General features: G+C 69.6%; 20 protein-coding genes. 17 read left to right on the top strand and 3 right to left on the bottom strand.

Going from position 1 to position 24,504, the window contains the following annotated elements:
• Positions 1-127: 127 nt before the first annotated feature.
• The 11 genes from ROY82_12090 (at position 128) to ROY82_12040 (ending at position 12,885) form a co-directional block, all read left to right on the top strand.
• Positions 128-1,255 carry an ABC transporter ATP-binding protein gene (locus ROY82_12090; protein ID MDT3683198.1) on the top strand — a complete coding sequence of 376 codons (1,128 nt, stop codon included), beginning with the start codon at positions 128-130 and terminating at the stop codon, positions 1,253-1,255.
• 108 nt (positions 1,256-1,363) lie between these two features.
• Positions 1,364-2,461: a C45 family peptidase gene (locus ROY82_12085; protein MDT3683197.1), complete on the top strand. Its 1,098-nt coding sequence runs from the start codon at positions 1,364-1,366 to the stop codon at positions 2,459-2,461.
• Entirely contained in the window at positions 2,458-3,138 is a 681-nt protein-coding gene (locus ROY82_12080) for a GNAT family N-acetyltransferase (protein ID MDT3683196.1), read from the top strand. Before ROY82_12085 ends, ROY82_12080 begins: the two co-directional genes overlap by 4 nt.
• Positions 3,139-3,350: 212 nt before the next feature.
• A complete protein-coding gene (locus tag ROY82_12075; GenBank protein ID MDT3683195.1) occupies positions 3,351-4,448 on the top strand; it encodes a LacI family DNA-binding transcriptional regulator in 1,098 nt (365 codons plus the stop codon).
• Positions 4,445-5,464, top strand: coding sequence for a ribokinase (locus ROY82_12070; GenBank protein MDT3683194.1), 1,020 nt, complete (start codon positions 4,445-4,447; stop codon positions 5,462-5,464). The genes ROY82_12075 and ROY82_12070 overlap by 4 nt, the downstream gene beginning before the upstream one ends.
• Positions 5,461-6,975, top strand: coding sequence for a sugar ABC transporter ATP-binding protein (locus tag ROY82_12065; protein ID MDT3683193.1), 1,515 nt, complete (start codon positions 5,461-5,463; stop codon positions 6,973-6,975). The genes ROY82_12070 and ROY82_12065 overlap by 4 nt, the downstream gene beginning before the upstream one ends.
• Entirely contained in the window at positions 6,947-7,900 is a 954-nt protein-coding gene (locus ROY82_12060; protein ID MDT3683192.1) for an ABC transporter permease, read from the top strand. The genes ROY82_12065 and ROY82_12060 overlap by 29 nt, the downstream gene beginning before the upstream one ends.
• A gap of 140 nt (positions 7,901-8,040) precedes the next feature.
• Positions 8,041-8,925, top strand: coding sequence for a D-ribose ABC transporter substrate-binding protein (locus ROY82_12055; protein MDT3683191.1), 885 nt, complete (start codon positions 8,041-8,043; stop codon positions 8,923-8,925).
• An 81-nt stretch (positions 8,926-9,006) separates the two neighbouring features.
• Positions 9,007-9,405, top strand: a complete 399-nt coding sequence (gene rbsD, locus ROY82_12050) for a D-ribose pyranase (GenBank protein ID MDT3683190.1) — start codon at positions 9,007-9,009, stop codon at positions 9,403-9,405.
• Positions 9,405-10,397 (top strand): NAD-dependent epimerase/dehydratase family protein, encoded by a 993-nt coding sequence (locus ROY82_12045; GenBank protein MDT3683189.1) that lies wholly within the window; start codon positions 9,405-9,407, stop codon positions 10,395-10,397. Before rbsD ends, ROY82_12045 begins: the two co-directional genes overlap by 1 nt.
• Positions 10,398-10,533: 136 nt before the next feature.
• Positions 10,534-12,885, top strand: coding sequence for an excinuclease ABC subunit UvrA (locus ROY82_12040; protein ID MDT3683188.1), 2,352 nt, complete (start codon positions 10,534-10,536; stop codon positions 12,883-12,885).
• A 78-nt stretch (positions 12,886-12,963) separates the two neighbouring features.
• Here the strand turns inward: ROY82_12040 and ROY82_12035 are convergent, their stop codons facing one another.
• Genes ROY82_12035 through ROY82_12025 form a run of 3 tightly spaced genes read right to left on the bottom strand, consistent with a single transcriptional unit; the run spans position 12,964 to position 16,037 of the window.
• A complete protein-coding gene (locus ROY82_12035) occupies positions 12,964-14,235 on the bottom strand; it encodes an acetyl-CoA hydrolase/transferase C-terminal domain-containing protein (protein ID MDT3683187.1) in 1,272 nt (423 codons plus the stop codon).
• 15 nt (positions 14,236-14,250) lie between these two features.
• On the bottom strand, positions 14,251-15,183 hold the full coding sequence (locus ROY82_12030; GenBank protein MDT3683186.1) for an ABC transporter permease: 933 nt from the start codon (positions 15,181-15,183) through the stop codon (positions 14,251-14,253).
• The gene (locus ROY82_12025) at positions 15,180-16,037 is read right to left on the bottom strand and encodes an ABC transporter permease (GenBank protein MDT3683185.1); all 858 of its coding nucleotides are present in this window, start codon (positions 16,035-16,037) and stop codon (positions 15,180-15,182) included. Before ROY82_12025 ends, ROY82_12030 begins: the two co-directional genes overlap by 4 nt.
• A 756-nt stretch (positions 16,038-16,793) precedes the next feature.
• Between ROY82_12025 and ROY82_12020 the strand changes: the two genes are divergently transcribed.
• From ROY82_12020 to ROY82_11995, 6 genes are read left to right on the top strand one after another with little or no spacing between them, the layout of a single operon-like run.
• Positions 16,794-17,519 carry a GNAT family N-acetyltransferase gene (locus tag ROY82_12020; protein ID MDT3683184.1) on the top strand — a complete coding sequence of 242 codons (726 nt, stop codon included), beginning with the start codon at positions 16,794-16,796 and terminating at the stop codon, positions 17,517-17,519.
• Positions 17,520-17,538: 19 nt separating this feature from the next.
• The gene (locus ROY82_12015; protein MDT3683183.1) at positions 17,539-18,909 is read left to right on the top strand and encodes an NAD(P)/FAD-dependent oxidoreductase; all 1,371 of its coding nucleotides are present in this window, start codon (positions 17,539-17,541) and stop codon (positions 18,907-18,909) included.
• A gap of 38 nt (positions 18,910-18,947) precedes the next feature.
• Positions 18,948-20,237 carry an aminotransferase class III-fold pyridoxal phosphate-dependent enzyme gene (locus ROY82_12010; protein MDT3683182.1) on the top strand — a complete coding sequence of 430 codons (1,290 nt, stop codon included), beginning with the start codon at positions 18,948-18,950 and terminating at the stop codon, positions 20,235-20,237.
• The gene (gene gabT, locus ROY82_12005) at positions 20,234-21,601 is read left to right on the top strand and encodes a 4-aminobutyrate--2-oxoglutarate transaminase (GenBank protein MDT3683181.1); all 1,368 of its coding nucleotides are present in this window, start codon (positions 20,234-20,236) and stop codon (positions 21,599-21,601) included. Before ROY82_12010 ends, gabT begins: the two co-directional genes overlap by 4 nt.
• 43 nt (positions 21,602-21,644) lie before the next feature.
• Positions 21,645-23,111 carry an NAD-dependent succinate-semialdehyde dehydrogenase gene (locus ROY82_12000; GenBank protein ID MDT3683180.1) on the top strand — a complete coding sequence of 489 codons (1,467 nt, stop codon included), beginning with the start codon at positions 21,645-21,647 and terminating at the stop codon, positions 23,109-23,111.
• A gap of 30 nt (positions 23,112-23,141) precedes the next feature.
• Positions 23,142-24,503, top strand: coding sequence for an MFS transporter (locus ROY82_11995; GenBank protein MDT3683179.1), 1,362 nt, complete (start codon positions 23,142-23,144; stop codon positions 24,501-24,503).
• Position 24,504 lies beyond the last annotated feature (1 nt).

The following is a 24,504-nucleotide window of genomic DNA, read 5'->3' as shown; positions in this document are numbered from 1 at the left end:
CCCGCCGTCGTCTCTACGTCGCGCCCGCCGTCGCCTCCACCTCGCGCTCGCCGGTGCCTTTCCCAGGTGCGCCTCGCCCCGCCACCATCTCTCTCCAAGCAGTCCCTGTTACTATGTCGGTCACATCATGGCATCGGTTCCAGCTGTCCAGATCCGCAGCTTGGTCAAGGAGTTCGTAGACCCGCGCACGAGAAGTTCCGTGAGGGCCGTGAACGACGTCGACCTCGACATCCACGAGGGCGAGTTCTTCGCCATGCTGGGCCCGTCCGGTTGCGGCAAGACGACCACTTTGCGGGTCATCGCCGGCTTCGAGGAGCCGTCCTCGGGAGAGTTGCTCCTCAGCGGCCGCTCCATGCGCGGCATCCCGTCGTTCCACCGGCCCGTGAACACGGTCTTTCAGGATTACGCCCTGTTCCCGCACATGACGGTGCTCCAGAACGTCCTGTTCGGGCTGCGCATGGCGCGAGTGCCCGCCGCCGAGGCGCGCAAGAGGGCGCTGGAAGCGCTGGACATGGTGAGGCTGCCCAACGTCGAGGGGCGCAAGCCCCTGCAACTCTCGGGCGGCCAGCGGCAGCGCGTCGCGCTGGCCCGGGCACTCGTCAACCGGCCGAGCGTGCTGCTCCTCGACGAGCCGTTGGGCGCCCTCGACCTGAAGCTGCGGCGCGCCATGCAGTTCGAGCTCAAGCGCCTGCAGCAACAGGTGGGCATCACCTTCATCTACGTCACCCATGACCAGGAGGAGGCGCTGACCATGGCGGACCGGATCGCCGTCATGAACTTCGGCGAGGTCCTGCAGGTGGGGCGTGCCGACGAGATCTACGAGCGCCCCATGGGCCGCTTCGTGGCCGACTTCATCGGCGAGACCAACTTCTTGGCCGGCGTGCTGGAGGGGAAGTCGGGCCCTAACGGGCGCGTGAGGTTGGCAGGCGGGACCGTCCTGGCGGGTGTGCTCCGCGACCAAGAGGTGAGCGTCGGCAGCGAGGTCGCCCTCGCCCTCAGGCCCGAGAAGCTCGCGGTGGAAAGTGCCGCCGCGGGCGACCTGCCGCCGCTGGGAAGCAGCCACTCGGAGCTACCCGGAAAGGTTGCGGGCGTGCATTACCTGGGCACCGACGCGCGCTACCTGATCGAGGTGGCGGGCGGCGTCACGGTGATCGCCCGCGTTCAGAACCAACAGCACGGCTACGCCGGCATGCTGCCGGAGGGCACGCCCGTGCGCCTTACGTGGCTCACGGAGTACGGCTCGGTGCTCGCCTGAGGGTTCGTCATCTCGGGCCCCGCCCGCTCCCGTCTCCCGCCCCTGTGCAACCGCCGGGCCCGCGCTGGGCAGTTCCTCGTCCGCTTCCGGCAATATGATGAAGCCACCATGACCGTTCCTACGCTCGACCTCAAGGGTACGTACTTCGACTTCGGCTACGCGCATGGCCACGCGTTCCGCCGGCCCATCCGCGCTTACGCGGAGGAGCGGGTGGCGCTGGCCGGGGGCTCGGCGTGGACCGGGCGCGAGCTGAGCCGCGGGGAGGTTCTGGCCCTCGCCGACGCCTGCCTCCTTCACCACCGCGAGTACGCCCCCGACCTGGTGACCGAACTGGAGGGCATGGCCGCGGCCACCGGCCTGAGCCTCGCCGAGCTGATCGTCGTGGGCGGCTTCACGGATTTCATCGACACCGTCGCCGCCGCCAACGGCGCCCGAGGGGTGCTCGAGACGAAGGCGGTGGACGACTGCACGGCGTTCCTCGTGCCCGGGTCGCGCATGGCCGACGGCGTGGCGGCGTTCGGGCAGACCTGGGACATGCACGAGGGCTCCACCGAGAACATCGTGTTGCTGAGGGGGCGCCCTCAGAACGCGCCCGACTTCCTCACCTTCACCACCGCAGGCGCTCTGGCCATGATCGGCATGAACGAGGCGGGCGTCAGCGTGGGAATCAACAACCTCATGAGCGCCGACGGGCGCCCGGGAGTCACCTGGCCCTTCGCCGTCCGCGAGATGCTGAAGGCCGAGGACCTGGCCGGGGCCCTCGCCGCGCTCCAGCGCGCTCCCCTCGCCGGTGGCCACAACTACCTGGTGATGGACACCACGGGGGCAGCGGCCAACGTCGAGGCCATGCCCACGCACAGCCACGTCGCTTACCTGGCGGAAGACGCCCTCGTTCACACGAATCACAACCTGCACGAGTCCACGCGCGCGCTCGAGCGGCCCCGCGAACCAGAGTCGCAGGCCGACTCCGAGGCAAGGTTGGCGGACGCCGAGCGGCTGCTGGACCGTCACGACCTGAGCATCGAGGCGCTGCAGGAGGTCACGGCGCACACCGCCAACATCTGCCACCGCGGGGAGGCGCCCCGCTTCGTGGGCACCTGCGGCGCCGTGGTCACGCGGCCGGCGTCGCGCGAGCTGTGGGCAGTGGGAGGGCGGCCCTCCGAGGGGAGTTACGAGCGCTTCACCCTGGAGCGAACGCCCACGTGAGCAGGGCCAAGCCGCGCGTGCGCATCGAGCGCGCCCGACCCGAACATGCCGAAGCCCTCGAGGCCCTGCAGCGGACGTGCTTCCCGAACCTCGCGGCACACGAACTCATGACGCGGGCGCACTTCTTGGAGCATCAGGAGCGCTTCCCCGAGGGGGAGTTCGTGGCCATCGCCGCCGACGCCCCCGACGGCACGCCGTTGCCGCAGGAGCGCGTGGTGGGCCTGGGCTCGGGGTTCCTCATCGACTTCGACGTGCAGCGGCCGGAACACTCGTTCCACGACATCATCGCGGGCGGTACCTACGCGAATCACGATCCGAACGGCGCCTGGTACTACGGCGCCGACATCAGCGTGCACCCCGACTACCGCAACCGGGGTTTGGGGCGCGCCCTGTACGACGCGCGCAAGGGCCTCGTGAGGCGGCTGGGGCGCAGGGGGATCGTGGGCGGCGGCCAGCTGCCCGGCTACCCGCGCTACCGCGACGAGTTGACGCTGACCGAGTACGTGGAGCAGGTGGTGGCGGGCAACATCACCGACCCCACGCTCACGTTCCAGTTGTCCAACGGCTTCGAGGTCTACGGGATCATCGACGGCTACATCGAGGACGAGTACACCGACGATCGGGCCAGCTTCATCGTCTGGTTCAACCCCGACCTGCTCTTCCCCGAACCGGGCTGAGGCCACCAAGCCGGGCGACGCCGGCCGCTCACGGGCGTGCGCTCGCGGCGCCCGTTGCATTCCCGAGGCGGCGCCGTTGTATACCCCGGCCGGCCGCCTGGTTGACCGTCGCTCGGCCAGCCACTAAGCTTTACCTGATGGTGGTTAAACGTTTAACCAAACGTCTAACCACAGTTAGCACCCGGGACTAGGAGGCGCGAGCGGTGGCGAGCATGCGTGACGTGGCGGAAGCCGCGGGAGTGTCCGTCGCGACGGTCTCCCACGTGCTGAGGGGCACCAAGCGGGTGACGCCGGCCGTTGCGGCGCGCGTGCGGGCGGCGGCCGAGGCCCTCGCCTACGTACCCAACCGGCAGGCCAGCGCGCTGCGCACCGGCCGCACCGGCATCCTGGGCGTGCTCCTACCCGACCTAGGCAACCCGTTCTTCCCGGCCCTGCTGAACGCGGTGGAGGTGGCCGCGCGTGCCGCGGGCTACCTCGTGATGGTGCACGACACGGAAGACGACACCGAACTCGAGGCGCGGGCTCTCGAGCGGCTGGCGGCACTGCGGGTGGACGGGCTCGTGTGGGTGCCGGTTCACGACGCCGCTCCGAGCGCGCGCGACCGGGTCAGGAAGGCGGGTCGAGCACCGCGAGAAGTGCAACTCCCCGACATACCGCTCGTGACCCTCGACCGGCCCGTGGTGGAGCGCGACGCGGTCTTCGCCGACCACGTCGGCGGTGGCGCGCTGGTGGCCGCGCACTTGAAGGAGCTGGGCCTGACGCGCGTGGCCCTGCTGCACGGAGCCACCAACATCGCCAGTGCCCGCGCCCGCCGGCGCGGTTTCCTGGCCGAGTTCGAACCCGGCGAGCCCGTCTGGGAGGCCCAAAGCGGCTTCACGCACGAGCTCCCGGGCGCGGTGGTGCGCCTCCTACGCAGGGGCGGTTTCGACGCCGTCGTCAGCGCCAACGACGCCGTTGCGGCGGGGGTGATCCGCGTCCTCAAGCAGGCCGGCGTCTCGGTGCCGCGGGACGTCTCCGTGGTGGGCTTCGACGACATCCCCTGGGCCAGGCTCGTGGAGCCGCCACTCACGACCGTGCGTCAACCGCTTACGGCCATCGGCGCGGCGGCCGTGCGGCTGCTCCTGGAGCGCATGGCCGACCCCGGCCGCGCCGCGCGCCAGGTGGTGCTCCCGGTGGAGCTCGTGGTCCGGGGCTCCACCGCCGCCAAGGAGCGCCGGGCGTCCGCGCGAGCCGGGGCAGAGGGAACCAGCGTGGCGCCGGTCGCCAAGGCCGCTCGGGCCAGACCCGCGAGCGGGGTGAGCCGGCCGTGACGGCGCCGGAGAAGCTCGCTTCGAGCTCCACACAGGCCGTGCGGGCCTCGGGCGGGATCGCCGTGGTGGGCAGCGTGAACATGGACCTGGTGGTGCGGCTGCCGCGCCACCCACGACCCGGCGAGACCCTGATGGGCTCCGACTACACCATGAATCCGGGCGGCAAGGGCGCCAATCAGGCCGTGGCCGCCGCCCGCCTCGGCGCTTCCGTGAGCTTCGTCGGACGGGTGGGGAGCGACGAGTTCGGCCACAGGCTCGCGGGCGCGCTCGAGGAGGCCGGGGTCGACACCGCCGGCCTGGGCCGCAGCCAGGGGCCGAGCGGCGTGGCGTTCATCCAGGTCGACGAGCGGGGGCAGAACAGCATCGTCGTCTCGCCCGGCGCGAACTACGCCCTGTCGGCCTCCGACCTCGACGCGCCGGCGGCCAGGCGCGCCCTCGAGCGCGCCACCGTCCTCCTATTGCAACTGGAGGTGCCCCTGAACGTCACCTTAGCCGCCGCGGCCGCCGGCCGGCGCGCCGGCGCGAACGTCGTCCTCAACCTGGCCCCAGCCCGCCGGCTCGAAGTCGACGAGCTGAAGGACGTGAGCCTGCTCCTCGTCAACGAGCACGAGGCACGGATCCAGCTGGGCGCCGAGGCCGAGGGGAAGGGCCCCAGCGACTGGGCCCGCGCCCTCTGCGACTACGTTCCTAGCGTAATCGTCACCCTGGGGGCCGAGGGCGCCGTCTGGGCGCAGCGCGACGAAGATGGCGGGGCGAACGGTTCGGCGCGTTGGGGCCACGTGCCCGCCTTCCCGGTTACCGCCGTGGACACCACTGCCGCCGGCGACGCCTTCGGGGGCGCCCTCGCCTACTACTTAGACGAGGCGACCAGGGAGGGCCGCGCGGCCCCGCTGGAAGAGGCGGTGCGCTTCGCCAGCGCCGCCGGCGCCGTCACCACCACCAGGGCCGGCGCGCAGCCCGCCCTGCCAAGCCTCGCCGAGGTGCGGGCCCTGATGGCCCGGGAGGCCCGGGCATGATCGGATCCGCGCGAGACGCACTCCCCGGTGGCCCGGGAGGCGCGAACGTGACCCCCGCGCTCCTTCAGATGCAGGACATCACCAAGCGCTTCGGCACCTTCGACGCCCTGGGTGGCGTCGACTTCGACCTCCAGGCAGGCGAGGTGCACGCCCTGGTGGGAGAGAACGGCGCCGGCAAGTCGACCCTCATGAAGATCCTGGCCGGGGTTCAACCAGCCACCAGCGGCAGCATGAGCGTGGCCGGCGAGCCCGTCAGCTTCACCAGCGTGGCCGACGCACAGGCGCACGGCGTGGCGATGGTCTACCAGGAGCTGGCGCTCGTCGCCGAGCTCTCCGTGGCCGAGAACCTCTTCCTCGGCAACCTGCCGGCCTGGGTCAGCCACCGGCGGCTGGCCGAACGCGCCGCTCCGTTGCTGAAGCAGGTCGAGCTCGACGTCGCGCCCCTCGCGCGCACGGGCAGCCTCGCCGTGGGCGAACAACAGCTCGTCGAGATAGCCAGGGCGCTCGGCCACGAACGGCGGGTCCTCGTGTTCGACGAACCCACCGCCGCCCTCTCCAGCGGCGAGACCGAGCGCCTCTTCCACCTCATCGCCTTGCTGAAGGAGCGCGGCGTGGGCATCGTCTACATCAGCCACCGCCTGGAGGAGGTCTTCGAGATCGCCGACCGCGTGACCGTGCTGCGCGACGGCCGCAAGGTGATCACCGCCCCCATGAGCGAACTGACGCCCGACGACGTCGTGCACGCCATGGTCGGCCGTGACGTCAAGCGCTTCACCCGCACCCCGACCCCCCACTTGGACGAGCAGCCGTTCGTGTTCGAGTTCGAGGACGTTGGCGTGGAACCGGCGAGCATCGCACTGAGGCCCGGCGAGATAGTCGGCCTGGCCGGCGTGGTGGGCTCGGGCCGCAACAGGGTGCTCTCCACCCTCTTCGGCGCCACCGGAACGGCGCGGCTGGGCGGGGAGAGGGTCCGGTCGCCGCGGCACGCCATCGACTCGGGCATGTTCCTGGTGCCCGAGGACCGCAAGCTAGCCGGGCTCGTCCTAGGCCTGACGGTGCGGGAGAACCTCACCATGGCCATCCTCCCGCGCCTCGTTGCGGCCGGGCTGTTCATGAACGCCCCCCGCGAGCGGCGCGAGGCGCTGCGCTGGATCGAGCGCATAAACCTGCGGCCACCCGAGCCCGAGAAGCCCGTGGGGGACCTCTCGGGCGGCAACCAGCAGAAGGTCGTGGTGGGCAAGGCCCTCGCGACCGAGCCACGCATCCTGCTGCTCGACGAACCCACCCGCGGCGTGGACGTCGGGGCCCGCAGCGAGATCTACGGCGTGATCGACGACCTGGCCAAGGAGGGCATGGCGCTGCTCATCGCCAGCTCCGACACCGACGAACTGGTGGGCCTCTGCGACAAGATCCTGATTTTCAGGAAGGGGCGCGTGACCTCCACGCTCGAGCGGCCCCTCGACGAGGGTGAGGTGGTTGCGCATGTCACTGGCGCGCGTCAAGTGGCGTGACCTTTTGGCCCGCTTCGGGCTGTTCCTGGCGTTCATCGTCATGGTGATCGTGCTGTCGCTCATCTCGGACCGCTTCCTCACCACGTCGAACGTCCTCAACGTCCTGAGGCAGATCTCGGTGAACGCGATCATCGCCTTCGGCATGACGGTCGTGATCATAGGAGCCGGCATCGACCTCTCCGTGGGCTCGATGCTTGCGCTGGTCGGCGTGATAGCGGCCATGCTCGTGACGACCACCAACATCCCGGTGGTCATCGTGCTGCTCATCGCCCTCGCCGTTGGCGGCGGCCTGGGCCTCCTGAACGGGCTCATCGTGGGCTACGCCGGGGTGGCGCCCTTCATAGTCACGCTGGCGGGCCTGACCATCTTCCGGGGCATGACGCTCGTCCTCACCGACGGCAGGCCCATCAGCGGCCTGCCGCCCCTATTCAGCAAGCTCGGCTACGGCACTTTCCTGGGCATACCCATGCCCGTCTGGATCATGCTCGCCGTGCTGCTCTTGTCGTACGTGCTGCTGCGCCACACCCCCATCGGCCGCGCCGTATACGCCGTTGGCGGCAACCCGGAGGCCGCGCGCCTGTCGGGCATCCCGGTGAGGCGGATCCTCACCTTCACCTACGTCTACTCGGGCCTCACCGTCGCGGTGGCCGCCATGGTCCTCACGGGCCGCCTGAACTCGGCGCAGCCGACGGCGGGCCAGAGCTTCGAGCTCGACGCCATCGCGGCCGTGGTCGTCGGCGGGACGTCGCTCTTCGGTGGGCGCGGGAGCGTATGGGGCACCCTTGTGGGTGCGCTCATCATCGGCGTCATCAACAACGGCATGAACCTGCTCAACGTCTCCGGCTTCTATCAACAGATCGTGAAGGGGGGCGTGATACTCGCGGCACTGCTTATCGACCGCGTCCTGTCGCAACGTAAGGGTTGAGGTGAGTGAAGCCCGCCCTCACACACTCGACATCGGGAAATCACGTGAGGGCGTTAGGTTATCGCTGGGCATCCGAGTTCACCGGTGCCCTGGAACAACACGGTTCGCGCCAAAGACCGCGGACCAGTCGGAGGAAATGCATGAGAAGGTTACTGTTCATCGCCATCGCCGCCCTGCTGGGTGCGAGTTTCGCCCAGACCATCGGCCTTTCACTCTCCACTCTCAACAACCCGTTCTTCGTGCAGGTGCGTGACGGCGCCCAGGCCGCCGCCGACGAACTCGGCCTCAAGCTCGTCGTCACCGACGCCCAAGACAGCGTGAGCAACCAGATCTCGAACATCGAGGACCTGCTGCAGTCGGGCGTCAGCGTGCTCATCATCAACGCCACGGACTCCGACGCTGTGGTCCCGGCCGTCATGGAAGCCAACACGCGCAACGTGCCCGTCATCGCGGTCGACCGCGGCATCAACGGCGGCACGGTGGCGTACTTCATCGCTTCGGACAACGTGGCAGGCGGCGCCCTCGCGGGCAAGTTCATCTGCGACAAACTCGGTGGTGAAGGCAACGTCGTCGAACTCGAGGGCATCGCCGGAACCTCCGCCGCTCGCGAGCGCGGGCAGGGCTTCAACGACTACCTCACCTCCAGCTGCCCCGGCCTGAAGGTCGTGGCGCGCCAGACCGCCAACTTCAACCGCGCCGAGGGCCTCGACGTCATGGAGAACATCCTCGTGGCGCAGCCCGACATCGACGCCGTGTTCGCGCACAACGACGAGATGGCGCTGGGCGCCCTCCAGGCCGTCCAGGCCAGCGGCCGCAAGATCTTGGTGGTCGGCTTCGACGCCACCGACGACGCCGTCGCCGCCGTGCAGGCCTGCACCATGGCCGCCACCGTCGCGCAGCAGCCCAAACTCCTCGGTGACGAGGCCGTGCGCGCGGCCAAGAAGATCATCGACGACGGCGCCCCCGCCACGACGCAGAACATCGCCGTGAGCCTGCAACTGGTCACGAACGACGCCTGCAACTGACGCTTAGCGCAGAACCGTTCGCCTCAGGGGGCGGGTCCGCCCGCCCCCTGCTTCTTTACACTCTCACGAGAGGAGCTCGAGATGAAGAGCGGCGGCATCTTGCACGCCGAGCTTTCCGGCATCGTGGCCGGCATGGGCCACGGCGACACGCTGGTGATCGCGGACGCCGGCCTTCCGGTGCCGCCCGGCGTGCGCTGCATAGACCTGGCCCTCAGGATGGGCGTGCCCGGTTTTCAGGAGGCGGTCGAGACCGTGCTAAGTGAGCTGGTGGTCGAACGCGGCGTCGCCAACGCCGAACAGCCCGCGGCGGCGCCCGCGGCGGCCGCGGCCCTCGAAGCCGCGTGGCCCCCTGAGGTGCCGCTCGAGCGCGTGAGCCACGCCGAGCTGAAGCAGCTGAGCGCCGCGGCCCGCGCCGTGGTGCGCACGGGAGAGGCGACGCCCTACTGCAACATCGTGCTGGTGGCGGGAGTGCCGTTCTGATGGCGCCCCTAAGCGTGCTCGTGATCGGCGGCACCCAGTTCATCGGCAAGCACTTCGTCGTCAAGGCACTCGAGCGCGGCCACGAGGTAACGCTCTTCAACCGCGGCTCGAAGCCGGCGCCGGCGGGCGTGGCGGAGCAGATAGTGGGCGACCGCAACACCGACCTGGCGAAGCTCGAAGGCCGCACCTGGGACGTGGTGGTCGACACGAGCGCCTACGTGCCGCGCCAGGTCCGCGAGGCGGCGGAACTGCTCGTGGCCGGCGTCGGCCGTTACCTCTTCATCTCCACCATCAGCGTCTACGCCGACCAGGACACGGCGGGCCTGAACGAGGACTCCGGGCTCCTACGCCTCGAGGACCCGGCCACCGAGGTCGTCGACGGGACCACCTACGGCGGCCTCAAGGTCTTGTGCGAGGAGGCGCTTGCCGGCGTCTACCCGGCCAGCAGCCGTCTGGTCGTGAGGCCCGGGATCGTGGTTGGCCCCGACGACCCGACCGACCGCTTCACCTACTGGCCCGTGCGCGTGGCGCGCGGCGGCGAGGTGTTGGCGCCAAGCGGCCCCGAACTGGCGCTGCAGTGGATCGACGCCCGCGACCTGGCCGACTTCATGGTCGGGGCGATCGAGCGCGGTGTTGCCGGTACCTACAACGCGGTGTGCGAGGCGGGCCGGTTCACCATGGGCGAGCTGCTTAACGTCGCTAGGCGCGTGAGCGGCGCCGACGCGAGCCTCACCTGGGTGAGCGATGAGTTCTTGTTGGGGCAAGGTGTGAGGCCCTTCGCGGACCTGCCCTTCTGGTTGCCGGGCGCCGAGGGCAACCTGTTCAAGGTCGACGGCTCGAGGGCCCACGGCCAAGGCCTGCGCGACCGGCCGCTCGAAGAGACCGTGAGAGACACGCTTCAGTGGCAGGCGGAGCGGGGCGATCCGGCGCTGAAGGTGGGCATGAGCGCGGACCGCGAGGCCGAGTTGCTGCGAGAGTGGCGGCGGCGTTGAGCAGGAGCGGCGTTGAGCGGGTGCGGTGTTGACCAGGAACGGCGTTGACCAGGTGCGGTGTCGACCAGGAGCGGCGTTGACCAGGTGCGGTGTTGACCAGCAGTGAGGACCCGCTCCGAGGCGTAAAATACTCGCCGTGTTTTCCGCCGACAGCCACGACCTGATCCGCGTGCACGGCGCGCGGGTCAACAACCTCAAGGACGTTAGCGTCGAGATCCCGAAGCGTCGCCTCACGGTGTTCACGGGCGTCTCCGGCTCGGGCAAGAGCTCGCTGGTGTTCGACACCATAGCCGCCGAGTCGCAGCGGCTGATCAACGAGACCTACAGCGCGTTCGTGCAAGGCTTCATGCCGACGCTCGCGCGGCCCGAGGTGGACGTGTTGGACGGCCTGACGACCGCCATCCTGGTCGATCAGGAACGCATGGGCGCGAACCCCCGCTCCACCGTCGGCACTGTCACCGATGCCAACGCGCTCTTGCGCATCCTCTTCAGCAGGCTGGGCAAGCCGCACATAGGTTCGGCGAAGGCGTTCTCCTTCAACGTCGCCTCGGTGAGCGGGGCGGGTGCCTACACCTTCCAGCGCGGCGGTGAGACGAGGAGCGAGAAGCGCACCTTCAGCGTCACGGGCGGCATGTGCCCGCGTTGCGAGGGCACGGGCTCGGTCACCGACTTCGACCTGAGCGAGCTTTACGACGACGGCCTGTCGCTGAACGAGGGCGCGCTCAAGGTGCCCGGCTACAGCATGGACGGCTGGTACGGCCGCATCTTCCGTGGCTGCGGCTACTTCGACGCCGACAAGCCCATCCGTGATTACACCAAGAAGGAACTGCGCGACCTGCTTCACAAGGAGCCGACCAGGATCAAGGTAGACGGCATCAACCTGACCTACGAGGGGCTGATCCCGAAGATCCGCCGCTCGATGCTCTCGAAGGACGTCGAGGCCCTGCAGTCTCACATCCGGGCCTTCGTGGAGCGCGTGGTGACGTTCGCCGTCTGCCCCGACTGCGGCGGGACGCGGCTGAACGAGGCGGCGCGGTCCTCGAAGATAGAGGGCATCAGCATCGCCGACGCCTGCGCCATGCAGATCAGCGACCTGGCCGCGTGGGTTAGCGGGCTGGAGGAGCCCTCGGTGGCGCCGCTGGTGAGCAAGCTGCAGCAGACGCTCGACTCCTTCGTCGAGGTCGGCCTCGGGTATCTCGGCCTGGACCGCCCGTCCGGGACGCTCTCGGGCGGCGAGGCGCAGCGCGTCAAGATGATCCGCCACCTGGGCTCCTCGCTGACCGACGTGACCTACGTGTTCGACGAGCCCACCGTGGGCCTCCACCCGCACGACGTGAAGCGCATGAACGAACTGCTGCTGCGGCTGAGGGACAAGGGCAACACGGTGCTGGTGGTGGAGCACGACCCGGAGACCATCAGGACGGCCGACCACGTCGTCGACTTGGGCCCCGGCGCCGGCGCGAACGGCGGGACCGTCTGCTTCGAGGGCTCGGTGGAGGAGCTGGCAGCGAGCGACACGCTCACGGGCCGGCACCTGAACGACCGCGCGGCGCTCAAGCCGACCGTCAGGAAGGCCGTTGGGGCGCTGGAGGTCCGCGGCGCCAACACCCATAACCTCAAAGACGTGAACGTCGACATCCCCCTGGGCGTGCTGGTCGTCGTCACGGGCGTCGCGGGCTCCGGCAAGAGCTCGCTGATCGGCGGCTCGGTGGCGGGGCGAGAGGGCGTCGTGGTCATCGACCAGGGCCCGATCCAGGGCTCGAGGCGCAGCTACCCGGCCACTTACACGGGGCTCCTCGACCACATCCGCAAGGCGTTCGCCAAGGCCAACGGCGTCAAGCCGGCGCTGTTCAGCGCCAACTCCGAGGGAGCTTGCCCCACGTGCAACGGCGTCGGCGTCATCTACACCGACCTGGCGATGATGGGCGGCGTCGCCGCCGTCTGCGAGGAGTGCGAGGGCAAGCGGTTCCAGGCCGCCGTGCTCGAGTACACCTTCGGGGGCCGGAACATCGCCGAGGTGCTGGCCATGTCGGCCCACGAGGCGGAGGAGTTCTTCGGCTCGGGCGAGGCCCGCATCCCGGCGGCGCACAAGATCCTCGAACGTTTGGGGAGCGTGGGGCTCGGCTACCTCGTCCTCGGCCAGCCGCTCACCACGCTGTCGGGCGGCGAGCGGCAGCGGCTCAAGCTGGCCACCCGCATGGGCGAGAAGGGCGGCACCTACGTGCTCGACGAGCCCACGACCGGGCTGCACCTGGCCGACGTGGAGCAACTGCTGGGGCTGCTCGACCGCCTCGTCGACGCCGGCAAGTCGGTGATGGTCATCGAGCATCACCAGGGCGTCATGGCCCACGCGGACTGGATCATCGACTTGGGCCCCGGGGCGGGCTCGGGTGGCGGCCGGGTGGTCTTCGAGGGCACGCCCCAGGACCTGGTGGCGCAGCGCTCGACGCTCACGGGGGAGCACCTGGCGGCGTACGTCGGCCGCTGAGCCCGTTGGTGCGCTGGCGGGCGGGCTCGCCCGAAAATGGCCAGGCGTATCTCCAGGCACGGGTGCAGTCGAGAACGCCTAGGCGCGGCGGAACCTCTCCCAGGCAGACTGCTCGAGCGCGTCCCGGTGATCGGGGTGCGCTATCCCGACGAGGGCACGCGCCCGCTGCCGGAGGTTCTTGCCGTGCAACGACGCCACGCCGTGCTCGGTGACCACGTAGTTCACATGTGCCCGGGTGGTGACGACGCCCGCGCCTTGCTTGAGGTACGGCACGATGCGGCTCTCGCCCCGCTTCGTCGTTGACGGCAGCACGATGATCGGCTTGCCCCTCTCGGAGAGCGCCGCGCCGCGGATGAAGTCCATCTGCCCGCCCACGCCCGAGTACTGGTGGGTGCCCAGGGAGTCGGCGCACACCTGGCCCGTGAGGTCGATCTCGAGCGCCGAGTTGATGGCCGTAACGGCCGGGTTGCGGCGGATGACGGCCGTATCGTTCGTGTAGGCCACGTCCAGCAGCAGCACGGCCGGGTTGTCGTCGATGAAGTCGTACAGCCGGCGCGAGCCCATGACGAAGCTCGCCACCACCTTGCCCGGGTGGCTGCGCTTGCGCGCGCCGGTTATCACGCCCTGCTCGACCAAGTCGACGACGCCGTCGGAGAACATCTCCGTGTGCACGCCCAGGTCGACGTGACCGGCAAGCGCCGCCAGCACGGCCTCGGGGATGGCCCCGATGCCCAGCTGGAGCGTCGCTCCGTCCTCCACCAAGCCGGCGACGTATGCGCCGATCGTCAGCTCGAGCTCGCCGAGGGCGGGCCGCCCCACTTCCGGGATGGGGTCCGCCTGCTCGACCGCCAGGTCGATGTCCTTAACGTGGATGAGGCCGTCCCCATGGGAACGCGGCATGTTGGCGTTCACCTGCGCCACGACGTAGCGGGCCGACTGGGCCGCCGCCCTGGACGCGTCCACGGACACACCCAGCGAGCAGTAACCGTGCTTGTCGGGCGGGGTGACGGTGATGAGCGCCACGTCGAGCGGCATTGCGCGGGAGCGGAAGAGGGCCGGCACCTCGCTCAAGAAGATCGGCACGTAGTCGCCCTGCCCGCGCGCCACGGCGTCGCGCACGTTCTTGCCGACGAACAGGGCGTTGACGCGGAAGGAGGCGGCCAACTCGGGGGCGGCGTACGGGGCGGGGCCCTCCGTGTGGAGTTGGACGATCTCGACGTCACGCAGTTCCCCAGCGCGCCCCGCCAGGGCCGTGATCAGCGCCCGCGGTGCGGCGGCGACGCTGTGGATGTACACCCTGTCGCCGGACCGGACGACCCGGACGGCCTCGGGCGCGGAAACGAGCTTCATGCGGTTCTCCTTCTGTCAGGCCTTCTCGCGGTTGCCCATCCGCTGCAGGATAAGCGAACCGCCCACCAGCACGATGGAGGCGAGGATCATCAGCGTCGAGATGGCGTTGATCTCGGGCGGCACGCGCTGCTTGAGCATGCCGTACACGAAGAGCGGCAGGGTGGTGGTGCCGACCCCCGAGTTGAAGAACGTGATGACGAAGTCGTCGAGCGAGAGCGTGAACGCGAGTAGCGCTCCCGCCAGCACGCCGGGCAGCAGGTTGGGGAACGTGATGCGCCAGAAGGTCTGCCAGTGGTTGGCGCCCAGGTCGCGCCCGGCCTCCTCGAGGCGCGGATCCATGCCCGCCAGGCGGGCCCTCACTACGATGGTCACGTAGCTGATGTTGAAGGCCACGTGCGCGATGACGATGGTGCCGAACCCGGAAACGAGGCGCACGCCCAGCAGGCCCTGCACGGTCTCGAAGACGATCTTGAAGAACACGGCGAGGGCGATACCTTGGGTGATGTCGGGGATGACCACGGGCAGGTAGAAGAGGGTGTCGAGGGTCTTGCGCCCCCAGAACCTCCCGCGCGCCAGCGAGAGGGCGAGCATGGTGCCGAAGGAGGTGCTCACCAAGGTGGCGATGCCTGCGACCATCAGCGAGTTCCGCACGGCCTTGAGGAGCAGTTCCGTCTGGAAGCGGGCCGCCTCGGTGCCGGCCGAGATGGTGCCGGCGAAGATGTTCTGGTACCAGCGCGTGGTGAAGCCGCGCCAGGTGCTCACGGAGTTGCCGTCGTTGAAGCTGAACACGATGAGCACGAGGATGGGAACCCAGAGGAACAGGTAGACGACGAACGGGCTGAGCCACATGCCGAAGCGCCCGGCGCGGCGAACGCTCAGGTCGCGCCGGATCTTGCCGCGGCTCACCGCCACCTGCCGGGGCTCGAGGCTCGTCCTGGGCGTGGTCACGTGTCCTCCCTCTGCCCCCAGCGGGTGTAGACGAGGACGCCCACGAACACCATCGCCAGCAGGACCATCGAGATGGCGCTGCCCAGCGGGACGTTGCCGCGGCCGCCGAACTGGCTCTGGATGAGGTTGCCGATCATGAGGCCGCGGGTGCCGCCCATGAGGTCCGGGGTGATGTAGGCCCCGATGGCCGGGATGAACACGAGGATGCAGCCCGCGACCACGCCGGGCAGGGTAAGCGGGAAGATCACGCGCCAGAAGGACGTCCAGTCGTTGGCGCCCAGGTCGTTGGCGGCCTCCACGTAGCGCCGGTCGAGCGCCTCGACCGAGGCGTAGATGGGCAGGATCATGAACGGCAGGTAGCCGTAGACGAGCCCCACCATGACGGCTCCGGGCGTGAACAGCATCTGAAGCGGCTCACTAATCAGGCCGAGGCCCTGGAAGAGCCCGTTCAGGAGGCCGTCGCGCTGCAAGATCGTGATGAGCGCGTAGGTGCGCACGAGGAAGTTCGTCCAGAACGGCAGCATGACGAGGAAGAGCAGCATCATGCGCGTGGCCGGCGAGCGGCGCCGGCTGATGAAGAACGCCAGGGGGTAGCCGATGACCAGGCTGATGAACGTGGCGATTAGCGACACCCCGACGCTGCGCCACAAGACGGGCCCGAACACCGTGAAAGTCCGCTCGTACTGGGCGAGGGTGGCGGGCGACACGGGCTGACCGCCCAGCCCACGAGACATGAACGAGGCCACCGCCACGAACACGAGTGGCACCAGGAAGAAGACCACGAGCCAGAAGGTGGCCGGCAGCGCCATGACGTAGGCGCGCGCCCTGTCGCCATGCACCTTTCCGCGCGTCACGAGGGGCCGCCGCAGCGGGGGGTCCCGGCCTGTTGCATCCGGGAAAGTCTAACCTCGGCGGCGCGGCTTGGGAACCGGGTAGTGGGCCGCGGGTACCAATGCTGCGGGCACCAATGCCGCGGGCACCAAGCCTGCAGTGAACTCGGGCTATGGTCGAGGCGTGCGTACGTTGCTTGCATGGGCCATATTGGTCCTCGTGTTCGGGTCGCTAACCTGGCTGAGCGGCTACCTGCTGGCCGCGTGGCCATTGTGGGCGAATGTCTGCCGGTACGCGCTCTTGGCCGTCTTCTTGCTGGTGGGCTCGAGGCTCGGGCTTATGCGGCGGAACACACAGCGGGGCCAACGCTAGCTGCCGGTGTCGTCGGGGCGCCCCGAATGCCGCCCGTGTCGCTCTGGCCACCTCTGACCGGCCGCTTCTCGGGCCCGACGCATGCCTAGTTCAGACCCTCTGTCAAGCCCCGCCGCTTCGCGCCGGGAACGGCGTTTGTGCGCTCGGTCACTCGGCCACCACTCGGGTCCGTGCTAGAGTCCTTGCAAACGAGTAAGAAGGAGAGTGAGAAACTTCAAGACAACCCTATAGTGTGAGTGAGACTGAATGAGCCATCGAAGATGGTCTCGGGATGCGAACGCTCTCGCGTAAAGGTTGTGGAGAAGCTCTTCCGGTCAGGGGCCGTACAGTAACCCTTCCCTAATCGTTTCAGTTTCCCCCTTTTACGGGCTCATATACCTCACCAGGCGTTGTATTGAAGCGACGTTATGGAAGGCACAGAAGCACTGGATTTCGCCGTCGTCAACACGGAGTTGAGGCATGGTCATGGCGTCTACGACGTCGTGCGGCTTGCCAACGGCTACCCGACGGATCGCTACGTGCACTGCATCAACCCCGAGGCGGTGGCCGAACAACTCGACCGCTTCCCCGAGGGACAGTTCGTGGCCATCACCTACGAGGATGGTAACGAGAAAGTCATAGGCATGGCGACCACCATGCGCACGGGGCGCTCGCCCGACGAGAGTCCGCTGCCCTGGTACGACGTCATCGGCTCGTTCGGCCTGCGCAACCACGACCCGGAAGGCGAGTGGTTGTACGGCGTCGAGATCGCCGTGCACCCCGACTATCAGCGGCGCGGCGTGGCCACGGCGCTCTACAAGGCGCGCCTCGCGCTCGTCGACGCCATCGGGCTCCGCGGTTGGTACGCGGGCGGCATGTTGATGGGCTACCACCGTTACCGCGAGACGTTCACGCCCCGCGAGTACGGTCAGCGCGTGATCAGCGGCAAGATCAAGGACCCGACCGTCACCATGCAACTGCACCGGGGCCTGGAGGGCCGCAGCGTGATCGAGGGCTACTACCCCGAGTGGCGCGCCGGCAACTCCGCCGTCCTACTGGTCCACGAACCCAGGCGCCCCGCCGAGCGCCGCGCCGGCCGCGGCAAGAGCGGCGCCCGAGTTCGGCCCCTTAACGCACCTGGTCACGCCGGGTAAGTAAGCACGGACACCGAAAATGAGCGGAACCGGGCGTAGGTCCTCGCACAACGACATGCCCAGCGAGCACGACGTCGACGTCTACGACGTACTCGTGGTGGGCGCCGGCATGGCCGGCCTCGGCGCCGCACGCGCACTGTTGGACGCACGCGGAGAGCTGGAGGTCATGGTCCTCGAGGCCCGCGAACGCCTGGGTGGGCGGGCACACACCGACCACCGCTTCGCCGGCTTCCCGGTCGAGCTCGGTGCCGAGTTCATCCACGGGGAGCGCTCCATCGTCTGGAAGCACGTGGAGCGCCTCGGTCTCGAGACCGTTAGGTGGACGAAGGAGGAGGACTCCTGGGTTCGCCTGGCCGACGGCCGGCGCCTGAACATGCTCGAGGCGCGCGCGGCCGACCCGGCGCTCGAGGTCGCGCGCTCGTGGCACCTGCCGCCATCCCGACCGCGCCGTCACGAGTCGTTCGGCGGGTACTTGCGCCGCCTCGGGTTCGACCACGTGCGCCTCGACTACGTCAGGCGCATGTACGCCAACGCCGCCGGCGAGAGCTTGCGCTTCCTCGACGCGACCTCCGCCCTGGAGGGCCTCCACCGCGACCTCGCGGATGGCGAGCAGGACCACCGCATCCTCGAGGGTTACGGTGCCGTCGTCGAGGCCCTGGGCGTCGGCCCGGAGATCTTCACGGGCACCATCGTGACCCGCATCGAATGGAACCAGGGTGGGGTCGTCGTGCACGATCACGAGGGTCACGTCTACCGGGCCCACACCGCGCTGATCACCCTGCCGCTGGGCGTCCTCCAGGCGGGAGGCGTGGAGTTCGACCCGCCCTTGCCCGAGAGCAAGGAACGAGCCCTGGCGGGACTCGGCATGGGGCCCGTGGCCAAGCTCCTCTACCGCTTCGCCGACACCATCACCCCGGACGAGATCACGGCCGTTTACGCCGCCGGCAACCCGCCCATGTGGTGGTCGCCCTCGGCCGGGCACCCGACCACCGAGGCCGTCGTCTGGACGGCCCTCGTGACCGGAGACGGCGCAGTCGAGCTCGTGCGCCTGGGGGAGGCCGACGCGCTCGAGCGTGGGCTCGAGGCGCTGCGAAGAGAGCTGGGACGCCCCGGGTTGCGGCCCCAGGCAAGTGTGGTCGTCGACTGGACGACCGACCCGTTCGCCCGCGGCGGCTACTCGCACGTGAGGCCCGGCCATCACGGCGCCCGCGAGCTGCTGGCCGAGCCCACCCCGCCGCTCTACTGGGCCGGCGAGGCCACCGCGCCGGAGGCGCGCGCCGCCACCGTGCAGGGCGCCATCCTCAGCGGTGAGCGCGCGGCCGCAGAGATACTGCGGGCGCTCGACGAGCGGACCGAGGTGCTCAACGCCGCGTCGCTCAACCCGGCCTGAGCAACGCCGTATCATCGGGGAAAGTGATTGGAGCCAACATGGCCGAAGAGAGTGCAGCGCAAGATCACCTCGCGCCCGTCTGGTCGCACCTTACCCAGCTACGCCCCGTGCGCGGCTCGGGAGCGTACCTCTACGACGCGGCCGGCACCGAGTACTTGGACTTCACCTCGGGCATCGGTGTCACGAACACGGGCCACGCCCACCCGCGCGTGGTGGAAGCCATCAAGCGCCAGGCCGAGGAGCTGCTGTTCGCGCAGGTGAACATCACGATCAGCCCCGCCCTCGAGCGGCTGGCCGAGGCCCTCGCCACCGTGGTCCACCCGACGTTGAGCTCGTTCTTCTTCTCGAACAGCGGCGCCGAGGCGGTGGAGGCGGCCCTCAAGCTGGCGCGGCACGCTACCTCGCGACCGAACGTCATCACGTTCCAGGGCAGCTTCCACGGGCGGACGGGCCAGGCCATGGCCCTCACCACCTCCAAGACCGTCTACCGCCACCGTTACCAGCCCCTGCCCGCGGGCGTGATCGTGGCGCCGTTCCCCTACGCCTACCGTTACGGCTGGGACGAGGACACTGCCGTCGACTTCTGCCTGCAGGAACTCGAGCTGATCCTGAAGACCCAGGCGGCCCCCGACGAGACGGCCGCGTTCCTGCTCGAGCCCGTGCTTGGCGAGGGCGGCTACGTGCCCGCACCCAAGCGCTTCCTGCAAGGGCTCAGGCGGCTAGCCGACGAGCACGGCATCCTGCTCGTGTTCGACGAGGTCCAGACGGGCTTCGGGCGCACCGGCCGGTTCTTCGCGTACGAGCACTCGGGCGTGGTGCCCGACGTGCTCGTCATGGCCAAGGGCTTGGGTAGCGGCCTGCCGATCTCGGGCGTGGCTTCCAGGCCCGAGCTGATGGCCAAGTGGGAGCGCGGCACGCACGGCGGCACCTACGGTGGGGGCAGCACCGTGCCCCTCGCCGCGGCCCGCGCCACCATCGACACGCTGATTGCGGAGGACCTTCCCGGCAACGCCGAGCGCATGGGCGAGCGGCTTACGGCCGGCCTGCGCGAGCTGCAGCAGCGCTACCCGGTGATAGGCGACGTGCGGGGGCCCGGGCTCATGGTCGGCGTGGAGTTCGCCGGCGGGCCCGGGCTTGCCAAGCAGGTGCAGCAGGCGTGCCTGGCGGAGAGGCTCCTCCTCCTCACCTGCGGCGTCGCTGACCAGGTCGTCCGCTGGATCCCGCCACTGGTGGTGGGGCCTACGGAGATCGACGCCGGGCTCGCCGTCTTCGGGCGCGCCCTCGAGCAGGTGACGACCGAGCCGGTTGGCGCGGCGGAGGCGAGATGAGCGGCATCCGGCTGGTGACCGAGATACCCGGCCCCAAGAGCCGCGCGATGTGCGCGAGGCGCGACGCCGCCGGCGCCCGCGGCGCCTCGCGGCTGACCGACCTGGCCGTCGCCGAGGCGCACGGCGCCTACGTGGTGGACGCCGACGGTAACCGCCTGCTCGACTTCGCGGGCGGCATCGGGGTCCTGGCCGTGGGCCACACTCCCGAGAACGTCGTGAGGGCCCTGCAGGAGCAGGCCGAGCAGCTCATCCACATGTGCGCCATCGTCGGAACCTACGAACCGTACGTTGCCGTTCTCGAGGCCCTCTGCGAGGCCGCTCCCGGCGACTTCCGGAAGAAAGCCGTGCTCATGAACAGTGGCGCAGAGGCGCTCGAGACGGCCGTCAACATCGCGCGGGCGCACACCAAGCGCCAGGCCATCGTCGTGTTCGAGGGCGGTTACCACGGCAGGACGAACCTCACGCTGGGCATGACCAGCAAGTACGCCCTCTTCAAGAAGGGCTTCGGGCCGTTCGCGCCCGAGATCTACCGCCTTCCCTTCCCCGACCTCTACCGCCGGCCCGCGGGCATGAGCGAGGAGGCGTTCGTGAACGCCGCCATCGCCCAGCTCGACAAGGCCATGGTGGCGCAGGTGGACCCGGACGCCATCGCCGCGTTCGTCATAGAGCCCGTGCAGGGCGAGGCGGGCTTCCTCCCCGTGCCGCCGCGCTTCCTAAAGCGCCTGCGTGAGATCGCCGACGCGCACGGCATAGTGCTGGTGGCCGACGAGGTGCAATCGGGGATGGGCCGCACCGGCAAGCTGTGGGCCGTCGAGCACCTGGGCGTCGTGCCCGACCTCATCACGACGGCCAAGTCGTTGGCGGCCGGCATGCCGCTGTCGGCCGTCGTCGGCCGCGCCGAGATGATGGACGCCCCTCACCCAGGCGGGCTCGGCGGCACGTACTCCGGCAACCCCCTCGCCTGCGCCGCAGCGCTGGCCGCCCTGAACACCCTTCGCAGCGAGGCCTTCCTCGAGCGCGCCACGCGCGTGGGCGAGCGGCTTCGGGCCGGGCTCGAGCGCATCGCGGCGCGCCAGGGGCTGGTGGGCGAGGTGCGCGGCCTCGGCCCCATGCTGGCCATGGAGTTCGTGAAGGACCCCAATACCAAGGAGCCGTTCCCCGAGGTCGTCCTCGAGGTCACCAAGCAGGCGCTCAAGCGCGGGCTCATAGTCATCCGCGCGGGCCTCTACTCGAACTGCATAAGGTTGCTGCCGCCCCTCGACCTCACCGACGCCGAGATCGACGAGGGCCTGGCGGTGCTTGGCGAGGCGGTGGCGGCCGCGTGCGAACCCTACGCCAGCTCCGCCCCGGCGGGCGTGGCTTGAGGACGTGGGCGGCAACGAGCCGCGCGAGAAGGAGTTGAAGTCAGTGTCGAACGCTAGTTTTGGCGAGCGGTTCCCGCTCGAGATGTTGATCGGGGGCGAGTGGGTAGGCGCCGTTCGCGGCGGGACGTGGGACCTCGTGGACCCCGGGACCGAAGAGGTCGTTCAGCAGGTGCCGTTCGGCGGCGCGGAGGACGCGAGCCGCGCGATAGACGCAGCGGCGGCGGCCTACCCGGAGTGGGCCGCCAAGACGGCCTACGCCCGCGGCAAGGTGCTGGAGCGCGCCGCCGACTGGATCAAGGCGAACGTCGACGACCTCGCCCGCATCACGACGGAGGAGTCGGGCAAGCCGCTGGCGGACTCCAAGGGGGAGTGGCTGTCGGCCACCGGCTACCTGAACTGGTTCGCGGGCGAGGGCGTGCGCGTCTACGGCCGCACCGTGCCCGCGCAGGTGCCGGGACGGCGCATCAGCGTGGTGCCTCAGCCCCTCGGCGTGGTGGCCACCATCACCGCCTGGAACTTCCCCATCTACAACATCGTGCGCACGTGGGGCGCCGCCCTGGCGGCGGGCAACACCGTGGTGGGGCGGCCATCGGAGTACACGCCGCGCTCGGCCATGCTGCTGGGGCAGGCCCTGGCGGAGGCGGGGGCCCCCGCCGGCGTGATCAACGTGGTGAACGGCGACCCCGGCGCCATGGGCCAGGCATTCCTCAACGACGCGCGCGTTCGCAAGCTGGCGTTCACCGGCAGCCCGCGCGTGGGCAGGCTCCTCATGGACGGCGCCTCGCGCACCCTCACCAGGTTGGCGCTCGAGCTCGGCGGAAACGCCCCCGTCATCGTCTTCCCCGACGCCAAGGACCTGCCGCGGCTGGCCAAGCTGGCGGCGCGCTTCAAGGTTCGCAACGCGGGTCAGGTCTGCATCGCGCCGCAGCGCTACCTCATCCACGAGAGCGTGGTCGACGACTTCACGGCCCGCGTGGTCGAGGCCATGCGCGAGCTCAAGGTCGGGCACGGCCTGGAGGAGGGCGTGCAGGTGGGGCCCCTCATCAACGCCCGCCAACTGGTCCGCGTTACCGAACTCGTGTCGTCGGCAGCGGCCGGCGGCGCCAGCGTCGTGACCGGCGGAGCGGCACTCGACCGGCGCGGCTACTTCTACGAGCCAACCGTGGTCACGGGAGTGGAGCCCGGGTCGCCCCTCTTCGAGGAGGAGATCTTCGGCCCCGTGCTGCCGATCTCCACGTTCGGCAGCGCCCAGGAGGTCCTCGACAAGGCCAACTCCACCGAGTTCGGCCTGGCCGCGTACGTGTTCACTTCGGACCTGAACACCGCCATCGCCATGTCGGAACGGCTCGAGTTCGGCATGGTCGCCGTCAACGACTGGATGCCTGTGACCCCGGAGGCGCCGTTCGGCGGCGTGAAGGGCAGCGGCATCGGGCGCGAGACGGGCGCCGAGGGGATCCTCGAATACCTCGACCAGAAGGCCGTGTTCATCGGCGGGGTGGAGTTGCCCTAGTCGCTCCAGGGCGTAAACTAGACGCGGTAGATGGCCGCCGCGTCCTCTCGACCCGCTACACAACCTGACCCCGACGAGGTCCTCGCCCGCGTTCGGCGCACCATGCGCCTCTCGTTCGTCGAGGGCAGCGTCATGCAGCTCTTCCTCAGCTGGACGTCGGGCAGCGTCCTGGTTGGTTACCTGTTGGCGCTGGGGGCGTCGCCCACGCACATCGCGTTCGTGGGCAGCGTGCCTTTCCTCGCCCAGGTGGTCAGTCCGCTGGGCGCCTGGGCCGCGGAGGTCCTCGGCGGCCGGCGCGCACTGACCGCGACGCTGGGGGCCATCGGCCGCGCCAGTTGGATCTTGGCGGCCTTCCTGCCACAACTGAACGTCCCCGATGCGTTGCGCCCTACGCTGCTCGTGGCGCTGGTGTTCTTCGCCAGCGCCTTCCAGGCGGGCGTGGGCACGGTGTGGACGGCGTGGATGGGCGACGTGGTGCCCGACGACCACCGCGGCCGCTACTTCGGCATGCGCACCGGGGTACTTGGCGTGGTCGGCATGCTCGCGACCTTGGGCGCGGGCGCGTTCCTCGACCGGGTGGCGGCGCCCCTGTCGTTCCAGCTGGTGTTGGGTGTGGCCATCCTGGCCTCTTTCGTGTCGGTGGTCCTGTACTTCTTCCACTACGACCCGCCGACCGAGAAGCGTCGGGTGTCGCTCGCGCAGATCGTTGCCATCCCTTACGGCGACCGCAACTTCAGGCGCTTCCTCGCGTTCGCCATCTACTGGCAGTTCGTGGTCATGCTGGGAGCGCCGTTCGTCATCCCCTACTTCCTGGAGGAGCTCAGGATGAGCTTCACCCAGGTGGCCTACTGGAGCTCGATAGCGGCGCTGGTCTCGCTGGCCAGCACCACCCTCTGGGGCCGGGCCGCCGACCGGATGGGCAACCGACCGGTGCTCGTCATCGGGACCTTCTTGGCCGGGGCACTGCTGCCCCTCAACTGGATACTGGCCGGCCTGACGGGCGACCTCAGGTTCATCTGGCTCTCCGCCGTGTTCGACGCCGTCGCCTGGGGAGCCATCACCCCCGCCGTCTTCAACCTGGCGCTCGGGTCGGCGCCCCGGAGCGGGCGCGTCGCCTTCATCGCGATGTACTCGGTCGTCCAGGGCCTGGCGGGGTTCGTGGGCGGCGCAGTCTCGGGCCCCCTCATCACCTTCTTGCAGGGCGTCGACTACCCCGCCTGGATGGGCGGCTGGACGGGTTATCACATGCTGTTCGCGCTGTCGGGCGTGGGGCGCATGCTCGCGTGGCCGTGGCTGCGCAAGATCGACGAGCCGCGGGCGTGGCGTACCCGGGACGTGCTGCGCGCGGCGGGCGTCGGCGTGCGTGGCGCGGCGCGCGGCAGGCGCCGTTGAG

It is taken from the genome of Truepera sp. (genome assembly GCA_032027045.1).
Taxonomy (GTDB): domain Bacteria; phylum Deinococcota; class Deinococci; order Deinococcales; family Trueperaceae; genus JAAYYF01.
This window is presented reverse-complemented; position numbering and strand designations above follow the sequence as displayed.

Bases quoted from the DNA above. Each gene is read 5' to 3' on its own strand.
- ROY82_12060 (MDT3683192.1), top strand. From the start codon at position 6,947: ATGTCACTGGCGCGCGTCAAGTGGCGTGACCTTTTGGCCCGCTTCGGG.
- ROY82_12015 (MDT3683183.1), top strand. From the start codon at position 17,539: ATGAGCGGAACCGGGCGTAGGTCCTCGCACAACGACATGCCCAGCGAG.
- ROY82_12010 (MDT3683182.1), top strand. From the start codon at position 18,948: ATGGCCGAAGAGAGTGCAGCGCAAGATCACCTCGCGCCCGTCTGGTCG.
- ROY82_12090 (MDT3683198.1), top strand. From the start codon at position 128: ATGGCATCGGTTCCAGCTGTCCAGATCCGCAGCTTGGTCAAGGAGTTC.
- ROY82_11995 (MDT3683179.1), top strand. From the start codon at position 23,142: ATGGCCGCCGCGTCCTCTCGACCCGCTACACAACCTGACCCCGACGAG.
- ROY82_12065 (MDT3683193.1), top strand. From the start codon at position 5,461: ATGATCGGATCCGCGCGAGACGCACTCCCCGGTGGCCCGGGAGGCGCG.
- ROY82_12035 (MDT3683187.1), bottom strand. From the start codon at position 14,235: ATGAAGCTCGTTTCCGCGCCCGAGGCCGTCCGGGTCGTCCGGTCCGGC.
- ROY82_12085 (MDT3683197.1), top strand. From the start codon at position 1,364: ATGACCGTTCCTACGCTCGACCTCAAGGGTACGTACTTCGACTTCGGC.
- ROY82_12045 (MDT3683189.1), top strand. From the start codon at position 9,405: ATGGCGCCCCTAAGCGTGCTCGTGATCGGCGGCACCCAGTTCATCGGC.
- gabT (MDT3683181.1), top strand. From the start codon at position 20,234: ATGAGCGGCATCCGGCTGGTGACCGAGATACCCGGCCCCAAGAGCCGC.
- rbsD (MDT3683190.1), top strand. From the start codon at position 9,007: ATGAAGAGCGGCGGCATCTTGCACGCCGAGCTTTCCGGCATCGTGGCC.
- ROY82_12075 (MDT3683195.1), top strand. From the start codon at position 3,351: ATGCGTGACGTGGCGGAAGCCGCGGGAGTGTCCGTCGCGACGGTCTCC.
- ROY82_12020 (MDT3683184.1), top strand. From the start codon at position 16,794: ATGGAAGGCACAGAAGCACTGGATTTCGCCGTCGTCAACACGGAGTTG.
- ROY82_12055 (MDT3683191.1), top strand. From the start codon at position 8,041: ATGAGAAGGTTACTGTTCATCGCCATCGCCGCCCTGCTGGGTGCGAGT.